The sequence below is a fragment of the Antarcticimicrobium sediminis genome, assembly GCF_004348975.1.
GTDB lineage: Bacteria > Pseudomonadota > Alphaproteobacteria > Rhodobacterales > Rhodobacteraceae > Antarcticimicrobium > Antarcticimicrobium sediminis.
The window spans coordinates 618,872-639,132 of the sequence record NZ_SMFP01000001.1 but is presented as its reverse complement, the minus strand read 5'-3'; the positions used below and the strand labels follow the sequence as shown (position 1 = coordinate 639,132).

At 63.2% G+C, this 20,261-nt stretch carries 22 protein-coding genes; 11 read left to right on the top strand and 11 right to left on the bottom strand.

Translation table 11 applies throughout. The features are described 5' to 3' along the window. Positions 1–28: 28 nt before the first annotated feature. Positions 29–268, top strand: coding sequence for an Lrp/AsnC ligand binding domain-containing protein (locus tag E1B25_RS03020; RefSeq protein ID WP_132827171.1), 240 nt, complete (start codon positions 29–31; stop codon positions 266–268). A 113-nt stretch (positions 269–381) separates the two neighbouring features. Here E1B25_RS03020 and E1B25_RS03015 read toward each other — a convergent pair whose 3' ends face one another. After that, the gene (locus E1B25_RS03015; protein ID WP_132827170.1) at positions 382–786 is read right to left on the bottom strand and encodes a hypothetical protein; all 405 of its coding nucleotides are present in this window, start codon (positions 784–786) and stop codon (positions 382–384) included. 11 nt (positions 787–797) lie between these two features. Further along, entirely contained in the window at positions 798–2,000 is a 1,203-nt protein-coding gene (locus tag E1B25_RS03010) for a pyridoxal phosphate-dependent aminotransferase (RefSeq protein ID WP_132827169.1), read from the bottom strand. Positions 2,001–2,092: 92 nt separating this feature from the next. Here E1B25_RS03010 and E1B25_RS03005 point away from each other — a divergent pair, with 92 nt between their 5' ends. The 3 genes from E1B25_RS03005 to E1B25_RS02995 all read left to right on the top strand — a co-directional run bounded on the left by E1B25_RS03005 (position 2,093) and on the right by E1B25_RS02995 (position 3,384). Beyond that, entirely contained in the window at positions 2,093–2,500 is a 408-nt protein-coding gene (locus E1B25_RS03005) for a helix-turn-helix domain-containing protein (RefSeq protein ID WP_132827168.1), read from the top strand. A 50-nt stretch (positions 2,501–2,550) separates the two neighbouring features. Continuing rightward, positions 2,551–2,811, top strand: a complete 261-nt coding sequence (locus tag E1B25_RS03000; protein WP_132827254.1) for a succinate dehydrogenase assembly factor 2 — start codon at positions 2,551–2,553, stop codon at positions 2,809–2,811. A 75-nt stretch (positions 2,812–2,886) separates the two neighbouring features. Then, positions 2,887–3,384: a MarR family winged helix-turn-helix transcriptional regulator gene (locus tag E1B25_RS02995; RefSeq protein WP_132827167.1), complete on the top strand. Its 498-nt coding sequence runs from the start codon at positions 2,887–2,889 to the stop codon at positions 3,382–3,384. A gap of 23 nt (positions 3,385–3,407) precedes the next feature. Here the strand turns inward: E1B25_RS02995 and E1B25_RS02990 are convergent, their stop codons facing one another. The 4 genes from E1B25_RS02990 to E1B25_RS02975 all read right to left on the bottom strand — a co-directional run bounded on the left by E1B25_RS02990 (position 3,408) and on the right by E1B25_RS02975 (position 7,024). Continuing rightward, a complete protein-coding gene (locus E1B25_RS02990) occupies positions 3,408–4,112 on the bottom strand; it encodes a DUF1194 domain-containing protein (protein WP_132827253.1) in 705 nt (234 codons plus the stop codon). Then, positions 4,106–4,534 (bottom strand): VOC family protein, encoded by a 429-nt coding sequence (locus tag E1B25_RS02985; RefSeq protein WP_132827166.1) that lies wholly within the window; start codon positions 4,532–4,534, stop codon positions 4,106–4,108. The genes E1B25_RS02990 and E1B25_RS02985 overlap by 7 nt, the downstream gene beginning before the upstream one ends. Positions 4,535–4,609: 75 nt before the next feature. After that, positions 4,610–6,013, bottom strand: coding sequence for a tetratricopeptide repeat protein (locus tag E1B25_RS02980; RefSeq protein WP_132827165.1), 1,404 nt, complete (start codon positions 6,011–6,013; stop codon positions 4,610–4,612). A 9-nt stretch (positions 6,014–6,022) separates the two neighbouring features. Beyond that, a complete protein-coding gene (locus E1B25_RS02975; RefSeq protein WP_132827164.1) occupies positions 6,023–7,024 on the bottom strand; it encodes a hypothetical protein in 1,002 nt (333 codons plus the stop codon). Between the two features lie 201 nt (positions 7,025–7,225). Between E1B25_RS02975 and thyX the strand changes: the two genes are divergently transcribed. The 5 genes from thyX (at position 7,226) to E1B25_RS02950 (ending at position 13,164) form a co-directional block, all read left to right on the top strand. Further along, a complete protein-coding gene (gene thyX, locus E1B25_RS02970) occupies positions 7,226–8,131 on the top strand; it encodes an FAD-dependent thymidylate synthase (protein ID WP_132827163.1) in 906 nt (301 codons plus the stop codon). Positions 8,132–8,160: 29 nt separating this feature from the next. Beyond that, positions 8,161–9,213, top strand: coding sequence for a type I restriction endonuclease (locus E1B25_RS02965; RefSeq protein ID WP_132827162.1), 1,053 nt, complete (start codon positions 8,161–8,163; stop codon positions 9,211–9,213). A gap of 368 nt (positions 9,214–9,581) precedes the next feature. Continuing rightward, positions 9,582–10,235: a protein-L-isoaspartate O-methyltransferase family protein gene (locus E1B25_RS02960; RefSeq protein ID WP_132827161.1), complete on the top strand. Its 654-nt coding sequence runs from the start codon at positions 9,582–9,584 to the stop codon at positions 10,233–10,235. A 66-nt stretch (positions 10,236–10,301) separates the two neighbouring features. Beyond that, on the top strand, positions 10,302–11,720 hold the full coding sequence (locus E1B25_RS02955; protein ID WP_132827160.1) for a TolC family outer membrane protein: 1,419 nt from the start codon (positions 10,302–10,304) through the stop codon (positions 11,718–11,720). 76 nt (positions 11,721–11,796) lie between these two features. Next, positions 11,797–13,164 (top strand): hypothetical protein, encoded by a 1,368-nt coding sequence (locus E1B25_RS02950; RefSeq protein WP_132827159.1) that lies wholly within the window; start codon positions 11,797–11,799, stop codon positions 13,162–13,164. Positions 13,165–13,187: 23 nt separating this feature from the next. On the opposite strand, the gene E1B25_RS02945 is transcribed toward E1B25_RS02950, so the two are convergent. Both E1B25_RS02945 and E1B25_RS02940 read right to left on the bottom strand, forming a co-directional pair. After that, the gene (locus E1B25_RS02945) at positions 13,188–14,657 is read right to left on the bottom strand and encodes a cobyric acid synthase (RefSeq protein ID WP_132827252.1); all 1,470 of its coding nucleotides are present in this window, start codon (positions 14,655–14,657) and stop codon (positions 13,188–13,190) included. A 102-nt stretch (positions 14,658–14,759) separates the two neighbouring features. Then, positions 14,760–15,080 (bottom strand): DUF6280 family protein, encoded by a 321-nt coding sequence (locus tag E1B25_RS02940; protein WP_132827158.1) that lies wholly within the window; start codon positions 15,078–15,080, stop codon positions 14,760–14,762. Positions 15,081–15,298: 218 nt separating this feature from the next. Here E1B25_RS02940 and efp point away from each other — a divergent pair, with 218 nt between their 5' ends. Then, entirely contained in the window at positions 15,299–15,862 is a 564-nt protein-coding gene (efp, locus tag E1B25_RS02935; protein ID WP_132827157.1) for an elongation factor P, read from the top strand. A gap of 99 nt (positions 15,863–15,961) precedes the next feature. On the opposite strand, the gene ygfZ is transcribed toward efp, so the two are convergent. After that, positions 15,962–16,708, bottom strand: coding sequence for a CAF17-like 4Fe-4S cluster assembly/insertion protein YgfZ (ygfZ, locus tag E1B25_RS02930; protein ID WP_132827156.1), 747 nt, complete (start codon positions 16,706–16,708; stop codon positions 15,962–15,964). Positions 16,709–16,777: 69 nt separating this feature from the next. Between ygfZ and E1B25_RS02925 the strand changes: the two genes are divergently transcribed. Beyond that, positions 16,778–17,461, top strand: coding sequence for a TIGR04283 family arsenosugar biosynthesis glycosyltransferase (locus E1B25_RS02925; RefSeq protein WP_132827155.1), 684 nt, complete (start codon positions 16,778–16,780; stop codon positions 17,459–17,461). Between the two features lie 130 nt (positions 17,462–17,591). Here the strand turns inward: E1B25_RS02925 and E1B25_RS02920 are convergent, their stop codons facing one another. Continuing rightward, positions 17,592–19,457: an ABC transporter ATP-binding protein gene (locus tag E1B25_RS02920; RefSeq protein ID WP_132827154.1), complete on the bottom strand. Its 1,866-nt coding sequence runs from the start codon at positions 19,455–19,457 to the stop codon at positions 17,592–17,594. Continuing rightward, positions 19,454–20,134 (bottom strand): fused DSP-PTPase phosphatase/NAD kinase-like protein, encoded by a 681-nt coding sequence (locus E1B25_RS02915; RefSeq protein ID WP_132827153.1) that lies wholly within the window; start codon positions 20,132–20,134, stop codon positions 19,454–19,456. The genes E1B25_RS02920 and E1B25_RS02915 overlap by 4 nt, the downstream gene beginning before the upstream one ends. Positions 20,135–20,261 lie beyond the last annotated feature (127 nt).

Sequence of the window (20,261 nt, the reverse complement as noted above, 5' to 3'; positions counted from 1 at the left end):
GTCAAACATCCCCCAAAGGCTGCATCCCATGTCGACCTGTGTTTTCATACAAATCCGCTGCAAACCCGGCACCACCTATCAGGTGGCCGAGCATATCGCGCTGCGCGAAATCCATTCCGAGCTGTATTCGACCAGCGGCGAATACGACCTGCTGATGAAGCTCTACATTCCCAAGGATGCGGATGTGGGCAAATATATCAACGATCACCTGCTCGACATCGACGGGATCGAACGGTCGCTGACCACGATGACGTATAACGCGTTCTGATCTGGCCATTTTCGAAGACGCGCAGGGGTGGCCTCTCTGCTCCCCCGCGCTTCTTCTTGTCATAAATACTCAAATTCCGACGACCGGCCCAAGCGCGCCGTTCGTCTTTGGCGTCAGTCTTTGCTGTCCTGCATCAGCCGCTCGGCCTTTTTGCGCACCAGAACGGTGCGCAAGTCGTGCATGGCCAGCAGCAGCGAGTCGGTCACCGCCTCAAGCTGCGCCGCGCTGGCCCGGGTCTGGGCCCAATGCGCGGTGAGGTTGAGGTGATCGACGCTGCGCAGGATATCGTCGATGTCGCGCCGGGCCAGAACCTCGGCCCGCTCGGCCATCCAGGCCTTGATCCGCTCCAGATCGGCCTCGCTCAGCAGCCGCTCGCCATGCGGCTTGATGTCGCCGTTGCGGATGTTGATCGTCGCGATCTGGTCCATCTCGATACGGCGGTCGCGGTTCTCGGTATCGACGCGAAAGACGAAGGCGCCGTTGTCGCGCACCCGGAAATAGTATTTCGGCAGGTCCATCCCCGGCCCCCTCAGGTCAGCGATGCGCAGAAAGTGGCGATGCGCGCGCAGGCCTCTTTCAGGTTCTCGTCCGAGGTGGCGTAGCTGACGCGGAAGTTGGGCGACAGGCCAAAGGCCGCGCCGAACACCACGGCGACGCCGGTCTCTTCCAGCAGGGCGGTGGCAAAGATGGCGTCGTTTTCGATCACTGTGCCCTTGGGGGTGGTCTTGCCGATCAGCCCGGCAATCGAGGGGTAGACATAAAACGCCCCTTCCGGTGTCGGGCAGGTCAGCCCGTCGATCGCGTTCAGCGCCGTCACCACCAGATCGCGGCGGCGTTTGAAGATGGCGTTGTTGGGCGCGAGGAAATCCTGCGGCCCGTTTAGCGCCTCGAGCGCGGCCCATTGGCTGATCGAGCAGGGGTTGGAGGTGGATTGCGACTGGATCTTGCGCATCGCGGCGATCAGGGGTTCCGGGCCGCCGGCATAACCGATCCGCCAGCCGGTCATGGCATAGGCCTTGGACACGCCGTTGCAGGTCAGCGTACGTTCATACAGCGCCGGTTCGATCTGTGCCGGGGTGCAGAATTCAAAGCCGTCATAGGTCAGGTGTTCATACATGTCGTCGCTCATCACCCAGACATGGGGGTGGCGCAGCAGCACGTCGGTCAGCCCCTTGAGCTCGTCGCGGGTATAGCCGGCGCCGGTGGGGTTGGAGGGCGAGTTGAAGATGAACCATTTGGTGTTCGGGGTGATCGCGGCCTCGAGCTGATCCGGGGTCAGTTTGAAGTCGCTTTCCAGCGTGGCTTCCACCGCCACCGGGGTCCCGCCGGCGAGCAGCACCATGTCGGGATAGCTGACCCAATAGGGGGCGGGAATCACCACCTCGTCGCCCGGGTTCAGCGTTGCCATCAGCGCGTTGTAGAGGATCTGTTTGCCGCCAGTTCCGACGCTGATCTGTTTGGTCGTATAGCTCAGCCCGTTTTCGCGGGCGAACTTGTCGCAGATGGCCTGCTTCAGCTCAGGCATGCCGTCGGGGGCGGTGTATTTGGTCTTGCCTGCGGCGATGGCGGCGACGGCGGCATCCTTGATGTTCTGCGGGGTGTCGAAATCGGGTTCACCGGCGCCGAGGCCGATCACATCCTGCCCGGCGGCCTTGAGCTCCTGCGCAAGGGTGCTCACAGCGACCGTGGGTGACGGTTTGACGCGAGAGAGGGTCGTGGACAGGAAACTCATGGGAGGCCTCGGTTTGTATGTTGTGCCTGACTGTCATAGGGTGCGGCCGATTGGCGATCAACCCGCACCGGGTTCATCGGACGGAGAGAAACATGACCGACACTGACACCGATTGGTACGGGCCCGAGGCCGCCACCTTTGGCGACCGTGTGGCGGGCGCACGCGAGGCGGCTGATATGACGCAGGCCCAGCTTGCCCGCCGGTTGGGGGTGAAGAAAACCACCGTGCGCGGCTGGGAAGAAGATCTGTCGGAACCGCGCGCGAACAAGCTGTCGATGATGGCGGGGCTTTTGAACGTGTCGATCATGTGGCTGTTGACCGGCGAGGGCGACGGCATGGACGGCCCGGCGCGGGAAACGACCGAGGCGCAGGATCTGGCCGGAATTCTGGGCGAGATGCGCGCGATCCGCGCCGATATGCGGGCCACCGCCGAACGCGCGGCGCGGTTGGAAAAGCGGCTGCGGGCGCTGGTGGATCAACCAGAACAGGTGCAGCAATGAGCGAGACACGAGAGATGATGCCAGAGATGTTGCGAGAATCGATGCGAGGGATGCCGGGCGAATCGCGAGAGGTTCGGATAAAGCGGCTGCAGATGCGCTCGATGCGGCGCGGCATCAAGGAAATGGATCTGATTCTGCAGGCCTATGCGGGCCGCACGCTGGAGGGGATGAGCCCCGAGGCGCTGGATCTGTATGAGGCGCTGTTGGGCGAGAATGATCAGGACCTGTACAAATGGGTCACCGGCCAGATCGCGGCGCCGGAGCCCTTTGGTGCGCTGGTGGCCGAGATCGCGGGAACCTTTCAGGCCTAGCCTTTTGCGGACTTAACCTATTTTTCGCGATTTGGCGTCACCCTCTGACACAAGCAGTTCGTGTTGGAGGGATGTATGAGTATCGAAATGCAGATGAGCCTTGCCTCGCGGCAGGGGTTCATGTCGGGATATCTGGAAGCATTGGCGCTCGTCGAGCGGCTGCACCGGCTTCTGCTCGACGTGATCAAGGACGAGTTTGAGCGGATTGGCATTCTGGAAATCAATTCGGTGCAGGGGCTGTTGCTGTTCAATATCGGTGACAACGAGGTCACTGCGGGCGAGTTGAAAAGTCGCGGATATTATCAGGGCAGCAATGTCAGCTATAACCTGAAAAAACTGGTCGACACCGGCTATATGCATCATCAGCGCTGCGAAATTGACCGCCGCGCGGTGCGGGTCCGGCTGACGCAGCGGGGGCGCGAGGTGCGCGATGTGGTGGCGGCCCTGTTTGTCCGCCATGCCGAGGGGCTGGAGCAGAAGGGCGTGATGACAGCGGCGGGGGTCGAGAATATCACCACTTCGCTGAAGCGCGTCGAACGCTATTGGACCGATCAGATCCGCTATATCTATTGAGCGTTCTCTATTGCGGGCTGACGTTATCGACGGCTCAAAGCAGAAAACGCGGGCGGTTCCAACTCGCGCAGCAGCTTGCGCCGCATGGCGCGTTCATAATCGGCAAAGCCCTGCGCCACCTCAAGAAAGGCGCCGGGGCCATGCAGGACATGGGCGCGATAATAGGCGATCAGGTCGATTTCAGCCCCATCATCGGGCGCGTTGACCACCAGCCCGTTGACGGTGACCCCGGCAAAGGGAAATTCCGCAAAGGCCGCATCGGGCGGGAAGCCTTCGTTGTTGGCGCCATCGCCTGCCATGTCGAGGGTGGCAAACAGACAATCTGGGCCGCGCGCCAAGACCCCGGCGCCATAGCCCAGGGCATAGCCCAGTGCGGTGGGGAATTCGGTCTCGCTACGGGACGAGCGGCCGATGGTCTCGGCCAGATCCAGCAGGTCGGCGCGGCTGCGGATCATCTGCCAATCGGCCAGCATCTTCTGCTTGTCGCGCCCGCTCCATTCATAGGCGGCGATGGCGACGGGCAGGGGGCTGGCGAACAGGGCGCGTTCGACCTCCGGGGCGATCAGCGCGGCGGCGAGACCGCCCCGCTGCAACGCGTCTTCCTCGGCGCTGACCGAACTGGACACGTCCAGCGCCAGCACCAGCGCTTGGCGACACTCGGCCGCCGCCAGCGACCCCGGGAGCCCGGTGGCCAGAAGCGACAGCACGAGGGCGGTGGCGTTTACCAATGGCCGGTGTTTTCCATGCTGGTCCAAGGCTCTGCCGGGGGCAGGGGGTCGCCGTTCTGCAACAACTCGATCGAGATATTGTCGGGCGAGCGGACAAAGGCCATGCGCCCGTCGCGCGGCGGGCGGTTGATGGTTACGCCGTTGTCCATCAGGTGCTGGCAGGTGTCATAGATGTTGTCGACGCCATAGGCCAGATGGCCGAAATGGCGGCTGTCGCTGGGCAGCCCATCATCGCCGTCCCAGTTATAGGTCAACTCGATCGGGCAGTCCTCTTGCCCCGGGGGGGCGAGGAAGATCAGCGAGAATCGGCCTTCTTCGCTATCGTACTGGCGGGTCTTCTTCAGGCCGAGCAAGTCGTAGAAGGCCAAGGATTTCTCCAGATCCTTCACCCGGAGCATCGTGTGCAGGTATGTCAGCGCCATGTCTGGCCGTTCCCCTATTGTTGGTTTGCTGTGTCAACTTAATGCCGGGGGCCCGGTTGTCGAGCGGGTTGGCGTTCAGAACGCCGAACGGATGCCGAAATTCAGCCCGACGCGGTTGGCGTCATACAGCGCGATGTTGCTGTCGGTGCGCGAGGCCGAGAGCTGCATCGTCGGGTTGAAACCGTAATAGTCGACCTTGTCGAATATCAGGGTCAGGTCGGCCTGCACCCGGTCTTCCTGGCGGCCAGCCGGGCTGTGGGGGGAGATGTCATAGTCCCGGTTGCGGGCCCAGAGCCCCATCTGAAAGGTGGCGCCGACAACCGGTTCGGCCAGCGTCAGTTCCGCGCGCAGTCCGATTTCGCGGTATTCGCTGGCGGCGTCGGGCGATTGCGCGACCGCCAGCGTCGCGCTGGTCCAAAGTGTGGCGCCGTTGAAAATATGGGTGGTATAGGACAGATCGGCGCGCAGCGTGTCGCTGTCGACGGTGGCGATGCCGAACTGGCGTTCGCCTGCCAGCCGCAGGTTGACGCGGTCGCCCGAATTCAGGCGATAGGACTGTCCGGCAGAGAGCCGGGCGAAGCGGGCATATTCAGCGCCGCCATAAAAGCTTTGACCGGCATCGGCCACCACACGGTATTCGCCGCGCCGGTCAAGGTTGAGGCCGCGTTGGCCATAGCCCAGCGTATAGGTGGCAAAGGAAAAATCGCGGCCCTTGGCGGTGGGGGCGAGCGACTTGGCCTTGCTCGACAGGGTGTAGCTGCGCAGGTCGGTGGTGAAAATCACGTCATGGGCGCGGGTTTCGGTTTCACCAAAGCGATAGCGGGTGGTCATCCCCAGCGCGGTTTCGACGCCCGAAAGCGCCAGCGCTGTGCCCCCCAGCGCATATTCCACCGGCTGGCCGAACAGCAGTTCGGACAGTTTGTAGTTGAGGAAGGACGACCGCGCAGAGGAGCCGTTGTTGATGTTGGATTCCGGCGTGACCGAGAACGAGAGCTGCGTCGCCCAAGGGTTGCGGGCGCGGACATAGCGGAAATCACTGATCGCCTTGCGCTCGGCTGCCTCATTGGGGGCATGTTCGACAGCGCGGCGCAGCCACCATTGCGCCCGGGTGCGCTGCCCGTCAGAGGCCAGCGCCTGTGCCATCAGCAACGAACTGGAATATTTCTGGCTGTCATCCTCGGCCAGACGCCAGGCGCTGCGGGCCGAGGTTTTGGCGATATCGAACTGGCCCAGATCGCGGGCGGCGCGGGAGTGGATCATCAGCGCGGTGCGGTCAGAGGGATCGCGTACCAGCAAGGCGTCGGAAAAGCGCAGCGCGCGCGGCGCATCGCCGCCCCGCAGCGCCATCAGCGCGGCAAGGCGCATCTGCTCGGGGGCGAGGTGCACGCGCTCTTCGGCCGGGAGCGGGGTCGCCAGCGCGGCGAGGGTGGCGCAAAGCGCCAAGGCCCGGCTTAGCGTGATGGCGCGCGTCACGGACATCGCCGGCCCCTAACGGTAAACGACGAAGCCGCTGGTCTCGCGCACGGTGCTGGCGATCGGGTCGATGCTGCTTTCCATTACCACCACGCCGACGATCTGCCCGGCCTTGTCGCCCGACATGATGGCGTAGTAGTTGCCGGTCTCGAAGGTCTGAGTGTCGCCGCTGCTGTCGGTATAATAGCTTTGTACCGTGCCCAGAATCTCGCCATTGTCGTCCATCACGCCGGGGCCGACCGTGAACGTGGCAGTGGGATAGCTGCGCAGGGTGATGGCGTTCTCGGTCTCGATCCGGGCGATCACGGTGTCGGTGATGTCGAGCCCGTTGATGTCAAAGATCTTGCGGTTGGTGATGACGCCATCCACCGCATCGCCGCGGGTGCCGGTGCTGTCGTCGAAATCGTCGAAGTCGATCGCGATCTCGATATCCGCAGTGGTATATTCCAGCCCGCCGGCCCCGTTGAAATCGCGCAGCCCGGCCATCACGCCGTTATAGACCGCCTGTCCGGAGGAGGGCAGGGTGACGCCGCCGGTGCGTTGATAGATGAAACCGCCAAAGCCATAGCCGGCATAGGCGCCGGTGCGCACGATGGCGAAGTTGGTGTTGCCGTTGCGGCTGACGCCATAGATTGCGCGATGCGTGTACTGGTTGATCGGTTTGCTGTTCTCGGGGTCGGTAAATTGCGTATCGGCCTCATAGACCGCGTATTTTCCGGCCAGTGTTTTGACCTTGGTGCCACGCGAATATTCGTTGTCGCCGTCGAAGGCGAGGTTGTCGACGGTAAAGGTATCCTTGGCGGCGTCATAGCTGATGTCGGTGGCATAGCCGTTGCCATCATAGCCCGCCTCTTCCGAGGTCGGTTCGGTTCGGTAAATCGCGCTGGCGGCGCTGGGGCTTTTGGTGCCGGGGGGCGTCGTGCTGCCGCTGCTGTCTTCGACGACAGCAAAAGGGTTGGGACCGCCGCAAGCGGATACCGCCAGCGCGGCCGCTGCCGCGACGAGGAACTTGGTCATGACTGCACTGCCTCTGTTCATTTTTGGAACACGTTTTTTCAACAAGGTTCTGGAAATAGGGTAAAAAGTCAATGGAAATGCCCGGTCAGCGGTGCGTTGACTGGTGAAAATGGCGGAAATGCAATACCCGATATTGCGGTTCCCGCATCGTTTTCTGCAATATATAGATAGCCCCGACTCATGTAGTGAAAGGAACCCGCCATGCCGCTGTCGCCCGAGCAAGAGGCCGAAATCGCCGATCTGCGTAGCCGGCCGCTGCCCACCCTGCGCGCCACGGCGCCGGGGATGGAGGACCACCTCTATACCGCCTACCCGGTGCTGGACCACGGGTTCGTCCGGGTGGTCGACTATATGGGTGATGATTCCGCGATCTGTCAGGCGGCAAGGGTCAGCTATGGCACCGGCACCAAATCGGTCAGCAACGACGAGGGGCTGATCCGCTACCTGATGCGGCACTGGCACTCGACCCCGTTCGAGATGTGCGAGATCAAGCTGCATGTGAAGCTGCCGGTGTTCGTCGCACGCCAGTGGATCCGCCACCGCACCGCCAATGTGAACGAGTATTCGGCGCGCTATTCGATCCTGGACCGGGAATTCTATATCCCGGCGCCGGAACAGGTGGCGGCGCAATCGGTGGTCAACAACCAAGGTCGGGGCGATCTGCTGGAGGGGGCCGAGGCCGCCCGCGTGCTGGAGATCCTCAAGGCTGACAGCGCGCGGTCCTATGACAATTATCAGGCGATGATTTCACAGGACGGGCAACAGGGGCTGGCGCGGGAACTGGCGCGGATGAACCTGCCCACCAATATCTATACCCAATGGTACTGGAAGGTGGATCTGCACAACCTGTTCCACTTCCTGCGGCTGCGGGCCGATGCCCATGCGCAATACGAAATCCGCGTCTATGCCGAAGAGATCTGCAAACTGGTCGCCGACTGGGTGCCCTTTGCCTATCGCGCCTTTGAAGATTACCGTCTGGGGGGAGCGACACTGTCGGGCACCGCTCTTGATTGTATTCGGCGGATGGTGAAGGGTGAGGACGTAACACAGGAGACTTCCGGCATGTCCAAGGGGGAGTGGCGGGAGTTTATGGGGGTTTTGGGGTGAGAGATTTGCCCCATTTCTAGGGGCGAAAAATGGCATCACTTGAAAATGTTCTTCAAACTCTTGCGCTCAGGCTTCAAAATCATTCTGAGACCATAGTGACTGAGGAGGCGGCAAAAACTTCTGTCGTTCTCCCCTTTCTCCAAGCGCTCGGATACGACGTCTTTAATCCTAGTGAGATTGTGCCAGAGTTCACTGCGGATACGATTGGGAAAAAGGGTGAGAAGGTAGATTACGCCGTCAAAATTGACGGTGAAATCAAGATCTTGATCGAGTGCAAAGGGCTCAAGACGAGCTTAGAGAAAAAGCACCTTTCGCAACTTTATAGATATTTCAGCGTCACCAAGGCCAAGTTCGCGATCCTGACCAACGGGAGGGTGTTCGAGTTCTATTCAGACCTTGAAGAACCAAACAAGCTGGATTCTAAGCCGTTCTTCTCATTTGATCTACTCGATCAACGCGCGAGCGCTTTGTCCGAGTTGAAAAAGTTTCAGAAGTCTTCGTTTGATGAAGCTAAAATTTTGGCTACGGCGGAGCGACTTAAGTACACATCCGCAATCAAGCTGTTTTTGTCGGAACAGATGGAGCAGCCTGGCGACGCATTGGTGAAGTTGGTCGCTTCTGATGTGTATGAGGGCCGGATTACTTCGCATGTTCGTGAAATGGTTCTGGAAGCGACCAAAGTCGCCTTCAGAGACCTGATCAGGGATGCGGTACAGGCGCGCTTGTCCTCCGCATTGGAGAGCAGCACGGAGCACGAGAGTCCTGAAGTTGAGGTTTCCACCGAGGGGGATATTGAAACGACGCAAGATGAGATCGAAGGTATGCTCACGGTACGTGCGGTTGTTCGAGACATAATCGATGCGCATCGAGTTGATCTGAGGGATGCCAAGTCATATTGCGCCGTTCTTGTTGACAACAATAACAGGAAGCCTTTGGCGCGTATGCATTTTAATCGGAAGCAATGGTATTTGGGGCTGTTTGATGGTGAGACAGAAGAGCGGGTGGTCATTTCTGATCTCAAAGATATTTATGCCTATTCAGACCGTTTGCGGATGACTGCTGAGAGATACAAAGAAGGGTGAAGACAGCGCGCCGCAGGCGCGCACGCGCCCGACCCTCCCCCCCAGGGAGGGCGCGTTCCGCACCCACCCTAGGCTCGGGCGCGTGGGCTTGAATGGTGAGCGTGCGCGTTCTACCGGACCGACCTGCTACCGGGCCGACCTGCACCAAAAACCAGCACATCCGAGTAAGAGTCGAAAATCCTTTGGGCGGGCCATGCGTTGGGCCTCGGTCCGCCTGTGGGCTCGATGCAAGGGCGAATGGGCGGTTCTGGCGGGCAAGACGTTCGGACACAACCGGCCCTGCGGCGGGAAATCGCGCCGCCGCCCGTTGCCGGGGACGCAGCGATGTGGCAAAAGCCAATCTAGCGACTGAACAATAGAGTTTAGCAATGACAGACTTTGCCGCCCGCCGCCGGATGATGGTCGATACTCAGGTCAGACCGTCTGATGTCACGAAATACCCGATTATCGACGCGATGCTCTCCGTCCCGCGCGAGATGTTCGTGCCCGACGCGCTGCGCGACGTCGCCTATGCCGGCGAGGATCTGGAGCTGGAGGGCGGTCGTGTCCTGCTGGAGCCGCGCACCCTGGCCAAGATGCTGGAGACGCTGGATCTGGGCGAGGATGATCTCGTGATGGATATCGGCAGCGCGTTTGGCTATTCGGCGGCGGTGATCGCCCGGCTGGCGCAAGCGGTGATCGCGGTCGAGGAAGACGAGGCCATGGCCGGCGAGGCGCAGGCGCTGTTGTCTCAGGCCGGGGCCGACAATGCGGTGGTGCATCAGGGGCCGCTGGCCGCTGGCGCGGCCGAGCATGGCCCCTATGACGTGATCATCATCGAGGGCGGCATCGAAGAGGTGCCCACAGCCCTGCTTGATCAGCTCAAGGATGGCGGGCGCATGGCCTGCATTTTTCTTGAAGGCGCGCTGGGCGAGGTGCGCATCGGCTATAAATCCGGTAATACTTTGACTTGGCGGTTCGAATTCAACGCCGCCGCGCCGATCTTGCCGGGGTTCAGGACACAACAGGCGTTCGCGCTTTGAGAGTATAAACCGGAACTGATCCGGACATGGCATCGCACCCGGCACCGGGGCATCGGAGACAGGGACATGCGCAAGGCAGCGTTTACAGGCTTTTTCAGAACTGCAGCCGTGGTTGGGGGGCTGGCGCTTGTGGCGCTGGGGCCCAAGGCGGCGCAGGCGGACAACATCGCGGATGCGTTGATCGGTGCCTATAACACCAGTGGTCTGCTGGAGCAGAACCGCGCGGTGTTACGGGCTGCTGATGAAGATGTGGCCACGGCGGTGGCGCAGCTGCGCCCGGTGATTGCATGGACGACATCGGCGACCCGGACGTTGATCAGCGGAACCACCAACGGTTTTCCGTTCAACACCCCCTCGAGCGATCTTTTTACCGGCCTGTCGCTCAGCCAGATTCTGTATGATGGCGGGCTCCGCTCGCTGAACAAGCAGGCTGCGCAGGAAGCCGTGCTGGCCACGCGCCAACAGCTTCTGAGCATCGAACAGCAGATCCTGTTCCGCGCCGCCTCGGCCTATCTCAACGTGGTGCTGCAATCGGAAAACGTGGTGCTGCGGCAGAATAACGTGCGTCTGCTGGGTGAGGAATTGCGCGCTGCGCAGGACCGGTTCGATGTCGGCGAAGTGACCCGCACCGACGTGGCGCTGGCGCAGGCGCAGCTTGCTGCCGCGCGCTCGGGCTTGGCCTCGGCACGTGGGTCGCTGACCAGCGCGCAGGCAGAATATGCAACCGCCGTGGGCCGCAAGCCCGGGCCGTTGGCCGGGCAACCCCGGCTGCCGAAAGCCGCCGCCTCGCTGGACGCGGCAACTGCGATCGCCGTGCGCAACCACCCCGCCATCCTTGCGGCGCAGCATCAGGTCAAGGTGCAGGAATTGTTGGCACAGAGCCGGGCCAAGAGCATGGGGCCCTCGGCCTCGCTCACGGGGAGTTTCGGGCTGTCCGACGATGCGGACACCCCGGACCGCTACACCAGCAGTTCGGTCTCGGTCACGGTGACGCAGCCGATCTATCAGGGCGGCGCGTTGTCGTCACAGTATCGTCAGGCGCTGGCGGGGCGTGACTCGGCCAAGTCCAGCCTGCTGACGGTTCAGCAAGATGTGGTGCAGGGCGTGGCGAACGCCTTTATCCGGCTTGAAGTGGCGCGCTCCAGCCTGATTTCCTCGGCCGAGCAGGTGCGTGCGGCGCGGGTGGCCTTTGAAGGGGTCCGCGAAGAGGCGACGCTGGGCGCACGCACGACGCTGGATGTGCTGTCGGCGGAACAGGATCTTCTGGATGCGCAAACGAACCAGATTTCGGCCCGCTCGGAAGAGGCCATCGCGTCGTACCAGCTGCTGCAGGCGCAGGGGTTGCTGACCGCCGAACGCTTGGGGCTGGCGGTGCAGATTTATGACCCGACGATGTACTATAACCTCGTCAAAACCGCGCCGTCCAAGCTCAGCAAACGCAGCAAGGATCTGGATCGCGTGCTCAAGGCGCTGAACAAACGCTGAGAATTCGCCGCTTTCGGTTGTGAGAATCCCGGGCAGGGGCTACACTCTCGGTCTGAGGTGAGAGTGGAAAACAACAATGTCTGAATCCGTCACGACTGCCCAGATTGAGGATGTCCTGTCGTCGATCCGCCGTCTCGTAAGCGAGGATGGCCGGTCCGATCCTCGGGGCGACCAACTGCATGAGACACGCGGCGATGCGCTCGCTGCGGGTGTTGGCCCGGCCGCAAAACCAGTCGCGAAATCGGCCGCGGATCCGGCGGTGGAAAGGTCCGGTCGTCTGGTCCTGACCCCGGCGCTGCGGGTGAGCGCGCCCGTTGAGCCGCCCGCTGATGAGGCGGACGCCGAGCCAGACGAATCCCGTTTCGTTGAGGCGACAGTGCCGCAGCATGAAACGCGCGCCCCTTGGTCCGATCCGACCACGCCCCTGTTCGCCGCACCGCGAGAGCCAGAGCCCGTGCCAGAGGTCGGCTTCGAGGCATCGGAGGATGCTTCTGCGGTGATCGAGGCCGCGTCAGAAACGGCAGCGCCGGATCATGTGGAGGCTTTGGGGGATGCGCAGACCCCCGATGTTCAGACCCCCGATTTTCCGCCTCAAGATGCCCTGCCATTCGATCCGGACGACGCCGGGGAGGCGCCGATTTCACAAGAAACTCTGACCTTCCATTCGGCCCGCGCCGAAAGCCTGAGCGCCAAGATCGAGGCGTTGGAGGCGGTGATCGGACGCACCCGCGACCAGTGGGAACCGGATGGCCCCAGTTCTGATTCCTATGCCGGAACCCCGGTGCGACCGATCGGCTGGCGCGACGTTGAGGAAGGGGATGTGGAACAGACCGCCCCCCCCGTCAGCGATGGCGATGAGGCCACGATGTCAAACGCGCATCATGTGCCAAAGGCCCCGAGCGGCGAGGCGTTCGACGCCTTGGCTCCCGAGATGTTGCCCCCCGAAGCGTTGACCCCCGAAGAGTTGACCGAAGCGTTCGATGTCGCGGATCAGGCCAGTGGCGAAGGGTCTGGTGCGGAACAGCCTGCAGAGGAACACGCTTCTGATGAGCAGGGGGCCGGTGAACAGGGTGTTGAAGACCACACTGCTGAAGACCACGCTGCCGAAGATCAAGGTGTTGAAGATCACCCCATTGAAGACTGGGCTGTTGAGGACGTGAACCCGGAGGAGTCGCCCGCAGATGTTTCAGGTGCAGGCGATTCGGCAGTTGGCGATTCGACAGCAGACGAATTGGCCGCAGACGATTCGGCGGTTGATGATCTGGACGTCGATGACTCCCTGTCAGATGAGTCGGTGATCGACGAGGATAGCCTGCGCGAACTGGTGGCCGAGATTGTGCGCCAGGAATTGCAGGGCGCCTTGGGCGAGCGGATCACGCGCAATGTGCGCAAGCTGGTGCGCCGCGAAATTCACCGCGCGCTGGCCGCGCAGGATCTCGACTAGGCGCTGGCGGCGCAGGATCTCGACTAGGGTCGCGCTGACGAGTGGCGCGCTGTCGTAGCGAGTCTCAGCAGCGCGTCGACGTCCATATGCGCTTCAAGATGGTCGGCAAGCGCGTCCAGCGTAGCGTCGACCCCGGTCTCATAGGCCACCTGCGCCTGATGTCCCAATCCGGCCAGAGCGCGGGCGCGGAACGCGTCCGAGGCGAACAGCCCGTGCAGATAGCTGCCACGCACCCGCCCATTGGCCGAGGCCGCGCCTTCGATCTGGCCCTCGACGGACAACCAGCCGCGCGCCCGGTCGGGGCCTTCGGTCCGGCCCATGTGGATCTCGTAGCCCGTCACCGGCTCGCCCCCCGGCAGGGCGGTGGCCTGACGCTGGATGACGCGCTTGTCGCCGCTCATCACCGTCTCGACGTCCAGCAGGCCCAGCCCGGCGTCGGTGCCCGGGGCGCCCTCGACTCCCTCGGGGTCCGCAATCGAGCGTCCAAGCATCTGATAGCCCCCGCAGAGCCCCCAGACGTGGCCACCCCGGCGCAGATGTGCGTGGATGTCGATGTCCCAGCCCTGGGCCCGCAAAAAGGCCAGATCGGCGCGGGTGGATTTGCTGCCGGGGATCAGCACCAGATCGGCATCCCCGGGCAGGGCGCGCCCGGGCGGAACGATGTCGAGGGTGACGGCGGGTTCGGCGGCCAGCGGATCGAGGTCGTCGAAATTCGCCATGCGCGGCAACTGTGGCACCGCGATCTTGCAGGCACCGCCCGCGCGCGAGGCGATATCCATCATGTCTTCTGCCGGCAGCTTCCAGGCGTCGTGAAACCAAGGCACAACGCCGAAACAGGGCCAGCCGGTGCGCGCTGCGATATCGTCGCGCCCCCTGTCGAACAGGCTGAGATCGCCACGAAACCGGTTGATGGCAAACCCGGCGATCTGGGCCCGGTCGGTGGCGTCGAGCACGGCTTGGGTGCCGACGATCTGGGCGATCACGCCGCCCCGGTCGATATCACCGACCAGCACCACCGGCACCCCGGCGGCAGTGGCAAAGCCCATATTGGCGATGTCGCCCCGGCGCAGATTGGTTTCCGCCGGGCTGCCCGCACCTTCGACCAGCACCAGATCGGCGGTGCCGGCCAGCCGGTGAAAGCTTTCCAGCACAACCTGCAGCAGGGCGCCCTTGTCGCGTTGATACAGCGCCGCCTGTTGCGTGCTGCGGCGGTGGCCTTGCACCACCAGTTGCGCCCCGGTTTCGCTTTCGGGTTTCAACAGCACCGGGTTCATGTCGGTATGGGGCACGCGCCCCGCCGCGCGGGCCTGCAAGGCTTGCGCACGGCCGATCTCGCCGCCCTCGGGGGTTACGGCGGCGTTGTTTGACATGTTCTGTGGCTTGAACGGGGCCACGCGCAGCCCCCGGCGTGCCGCTGCCCGGCACAACCCGGCCACCAGCAGCGATTTGCCGACGTTGCTGCCGGTGCCCTGGATCATCAGACTATAGGTCATGAGGCTGCGGGTCATGGGCGCGTGTCCCTTATCGTCGCGCGGTCGGGAAACAAAAAAAACGCGCCCCGATGGACGCGTTTCTCAGGAAAGGGGCGGGCGGTCTCAGGCGGCTTCGGCCTGCTGTGCGGCGTGGCGGCGTTCGCTTTCTTCGCGCGACAGCGCGACCGAGGTGCGCACACCCTTGCCGACAAAATCCATCAGCCCTTGCACGACGCGCTCGTTCGGGTCGATCCCGGCGCAGCTCAGCACTTCGCGTCCATCGCGCGAGCGGGCCCAGCGGGCGATCTGCTCGGGGCCGTTGCCATATTTCTTGTCATCGGCGATTGCATCGTCGAGAGCGGCAAGAACGACAGCCGCGAACAGTTTACGTGCACGGTTGCCTTGTTCGTTATTAAAGGCGGTGCCATCGACGAAATCTTTCATCCCGAGTTCCTTGTTCTTCTTGCTCTTGCAATTTCCGGCGTGGCGTTGCTTATGACCGATCGTAACTGATTCTGGCACCCTGATTATGCATGGCTGTGATGCGCTGAATGCATGGCTTTCTGCGGGTGCAGCACGAGATATCGTTGTCTTGCCAGGCCGACTCCTGCAAGATATAGGGTCGGCATCCCGAGCATCAACCTCGCGTGAAGGATTTAATCATGCCCAAGATCAACGGTAACGAAATCCGCCCCGGCAATGTGCTGGAGCACAATGGCGGATTGTGGGCGGCCGTCAAAGTAGACCATGTGAAACCCGGCAAGGGCGGTGCCTTTGCCCAGGTCGAATTGCGCAACCTGCGCAACGGGTCCAAGCTGAACGAACGGTTCCGCAGCGCCGACAAGGTCGAGCGCGTCCGGCTGGAACAGAAGGACATGCAGTTCCTGTATGAAACCGACGGTATGCTGGTGTTCATGGACACTGAAACCTACGATCAGGTCGAGCTTCCTGCCGCGATTCTGGGTGAACGGCGTCCGTTCCTGCAGGACGGCATGACCATTCTGGTGGAATTCCACGATGACGAGGCGTTGAACGCCACGTTGCCGCAGAAGGTCACCTGCAAGGTGGTCGAGACCGAGCCTGTGGTAAAAGGGCAGACCGCTGCCAACAGCTTCAAGCCGGCGATTCTGGACAACGGGGTCAAGGTGATGGTGCCGCCGTTCGTCGGTCAGGACGAAGACATCGTGGTGCATACCGAAACCATGGAATACACCGAACGCGCCTGAGCCAGTCCTTACGGCGCCGGATCAGATCAAAGGGCGGGTGTTTGGCACTCGCCCTTTCGTCGTGTGCGGTGTGGTACGGGCGCGGTGCAGCCCCTCGCCTTAGGCCAGACTCAGGCGGGCTGCCCCGGCCTCCATCTCGCCGCTGGCGCGCTCAACGCGCAGATAGGCGATGCCATAGCCGCCAGATTGGGTGAACAGCGTGCCGACCGGCTTGCCCGCCGACAGGATCTGGGTGCCCACCGGGGCGCTGCCTTCGACCCGGACACGGCGCAGTCCTTTGCGCAGCTCGGTCTTGTGTTTCATCCGCGCGGTGACTTCTTGCCCGACATAGCAGCCCTTGCGGAAATCGACGCCGTGGAGCGATTCGAACCCGGCCTCCAAGATATAGCTGTCCGGGGTCAGCTCGACGCCGGTTTCGGGGATGCAATGGGCCACGCGGATCGCGTCCCAGTCGGTGCCGTCGTCGGCCTCGGGCGCGGGGGTATAGGCGCGCCAGCCCAGATCCGGGTGGCGCGGGTCGCCCAGCGCACCTTCGGGCACCGGGCCGGTGCCGCGTTGCAGGTGCAGATCACTGGGGGAAATGGTGACCTTGGCGCGCAATTTGTACAGGGTGAGACGCCGAACCAGATCGTCGGCCTGTGCCTCGGCCACGTCGAGCAGAACGCCCGCCTCGGGGCCTTCCCCGTCGCGGAGCAGGAAGAAATCGGTGATGAACTTGCCCTGCGGGGTCAGCAGCGCGGCATAGACCAGCCCGTCGCTTAGCCGGGCCGTATCGTTGGTGATCAGCCCCTGAAGAAACCCTTCGGTTTCGGGCCCTGACAGGCGGAGGATTCGGCGCGCGGTCATACTCGGCTCCTTGCTTTCTTTTGCCGTTGATATAGGAACCTGCGGCAAGTTGAACAGTGGAAGTCGAAGTTGCGCGCCCCGATCAGTGTCATCATCCCCACCCTGAACGCCGAAGGCGAACTGCCCGGTTGCCTGACGGCCCTGAGTGAGGGGGTCGTCACCGGTCTGATCCGCGAGTTGGTCGTGAGCGATGGTGGCTCGTCCGACGGCAGCTGTCGTCTCGCCGAGGCGGCAGGGGCGGTGGTGATCACCGGCCCGCCTTCGCGCGGGGGGCAGTTGCGGCGCGGCGCATTGATGGCGCGGGGCGAATGGTTGATGATCCTGCATGCGGATACGCAATTGGCGCCCGGCTGGTCCGAGGCCGTGGCCGCGCATCTGGAGCGTGACGGCGCGGGGCCGGCCTATTTCCGGTTGGCGTTTCGCGCGGCGGGGGCGATGCCTGCGCTTGTCGCATGTTGGGCCAACCTGCGGGCGGCGCTGTTTGCACTGCCTTATGGCGATCAGGGGCTGTTGCTGCGGCGCGCCGCCTATGAGCGCGCCGGGGGCTATCCCGACCAACCGCTGATGGAGGATGTGGCGCTGGTCTGGGCCTTGGGACGCCCCCTGGAGGCGCTGCCGGTGCAGGCGCGCACCAGCGCAGAGCGGTATCAGCGGGCGGGCTGGCTGCGGCGTGGAGCCCGCAATGCGTGGACGCTGTTGCGCTATGTCATGGGGGCGGACCCGGCGACGCTGGCGGCGCGGTATCGACGCTAGCATAGGGGGGGCTCTGCTCCCGCCGCGCGTGCCGCGCGCCTCCCCCGGAGTATTTTCGGCCAGAAAAGGGCCGGGAAAAACACCGAGCGGGACAAACACCGAGCGGGACAAACACTGGGCGCGGCGGGTGTCAGCCGACCAGTTTTTGCACCGTCCGGCGCAGCCAGCCGGTGCGCGGGACCTTGGCCGGGGGCTTGGCGGGGGCGGGCAGCGGGCGGCCTTGGCCATCGACCAGCATCTTGCCGTCCTGAAATTGCAGCCGGTAGAGATCGGCATAGATGCCGCCGCGCGCCAGCAGTTCGTCATGGGGGCCTGCGTCCACCGCACGGCCGCGATCCATCACGATGATCTTGTCGGCATTGCGGATGGTCGAGAGCCGGTGCGCGATCACCAGCGTGGTGCGCCCCCCCGAGAGCCGGTCGAGCGCGGATTGCACCACCTTTTCCGATTGCGCGTCAAGCGCGCTGGTGGCCTCGTCCAGCAGCAGGATCGGTGTGTCGCGCAGCAGCGCCCGGGCGATCACCACCCGTTGACGTTGCCCCCCCGACAGCGCCGAGCCGCGTGGGCCGACGCGGGTGTCGAGCCCGTCCGCGAGGTTGGGCAGGAAGTCGGTGACATGGGCGGCATCGAGCACGGATTTCAGCTGAGCCTCGCTGACGTCGGTGCGGCCCAGCAGGATATTTTCGCGCAGGGTCTCGTCGAACAGCAGCGCGTCCTGACTGACCACGGAGAACAGCCCGCGCAGGGTGGCAAGGTCCATGTCGCGCACATCGACGCCACCGACCGCCACCCGGCCTTTTTGCGGGTCCACCAGCCGGGTCAGCAGGTTGTAAATGGTCGATTTGCCCGCCCCCGACGCCCCCACCAATGCGGTGGTCTTGCCCGGCTCGGCGGTGAGCGTCAGCCCGCGCAGGGCCGCCGCACTGCCATAGCTGAGCGAAACATCCGTCAGCGTGATCTCGGGCAGCCCCTTGGGCGCGGGCAGCGGTTTCGCCGGGGAGGTCAGGCGGATCGGGGCATCCATCAGTTCCTTGATCCGCTCGATCGCGGCGGCGGCGACCTGCCACAGACCGGTGATCGCGCCCAGTCGGCGCACCGGCTCGAAGGTGAGGCCCATGGCGGTGAAAAAGCTCATGAACTGGCCGACCGATTTTTCGCCCGAGATGATTTCGCTGCCGCCATAGATCAGCACCGCCATGAAACCGACCCCGGCCATGACGTCGATCAGCCCCGGAATCGCTGCTGTGCCGAAGGCAGCGCGGATCTCGGAGTCGACGAATTGTTCTGTCTTTTCGGCGTACTGGCGCTGTTGGTAGCGTTCCAGCCCGTTCAGCTTGATCGGCACGATGCCGTGGAAAATCTCATCCAGCCGGGTCGCCAGTCCGGCGCCCAGATCGCGGGCGCTGCGGGACTGGTTGCGCACGAAGCGTTGAATCAGCGCCACCGGCAGGAACAGAACCGGCACGCCGATCAGGGTGATCGCGGTCCAGCGCCAGTCGACGCTGATCGCGACCGTCATCAGGGCGATCAGGGAAATCGCGTCGCGTCCGGCCCCGGTGAGGATGGCGCGCCAGACGTTGTTGATGGCAATCACATCCGTCTGCACCCGCTGGATCAGGAACCCCGGCGGATGCGCTTGGTGAAATTCGCCGTCCTGACGCATGGTGCGCGCCAGCAGATCGAGCCGCAGTTGGGCGGCTGTGCGTTGGGAAATGCGGGTCAGCACCACCTGTTGCATCACGCCAGAGACCGCGCGCAGGGTAAAGATGCCCATCACCGCCACCGCCACCCAGGTGATCGCCGTGGTATCGCCGCCGACGAAGATATCGTCGAACATCGGCTTCATCATATAGCTGAGCGCGCCCAGCATCGAGCCCTCGATGGTCATGAGCAGCAGCGCAACCAGAAGCCAGCCGATATGGCGGTTCAGATAATTGCGCCACAGCCAGATCAACAGCGTGGTGCTTTTGGCCCCTGAGGTCTTGGCGTCGCTCATGCGGGCGTCTTTCCCTGTCGGAAGTCGGTTTGGATCACGACCGGATCGTATTCGGTTGCGATCCAATCCTCAAAGGAAATGGCACCTTGCCGGCTGCGCGCCTCGTAGCAATCAAGGATATAGTCGAGAATGCCGACCTTGGCATTGCGGATGTGGAAAAAGCGCCAGGACAGCATTTTGCGCGCTTCGCTGACCGGCTGGCCTTCGATCACCAACAGGTAGACGGCCGAGGCAAACCCGGCCCGGTCGGCGCCGGATTTGCAATGCATGACAAAGGGCTTCTCGATCCGGCGGAACACCGCGATCAGGTGCTGGATCTCGGCGCGCGAGGCCGCCGCACGGGCGTGCAGCGTGGCGTTGACCAAGGTCAGGCCAAGGGCGGCGCAGCTGGTCTTTTCGCTCATGTAATGGGCCGAAACGCTTTCACCGCGCAGGTTCAGGACGGTGCGAATGCCGCGCTCCGGCATCTTTGCGAACCGCTCATGCGTGGGGTGGTTGGAGCGAAACACCCCCGGCGCGATCTCGCGCTCGTTGGTCCAGACCCCGCGCAGGATGGCGTGGTCGAAATAGCGGTTGTAGATATGCGCGCGGCGCTCGTTTCCCGGGATCGTGGGATCCACGTTGAAATAGGCGCGCACATCCCGTTCGAACTGTCGTATCCGGTTGGCGAGACCCATTGAGCTTCCTTCTGTGCCTGTCCGGGCAGCACCCGGGGAGCCGGGTCTATCTAGGGTGCGGTGTCGGGCGTGGCAAGGCCGTGGTTCCGATTGACGCCGCCGGCGGGGCGGCTAGTGTTCGTGCGAT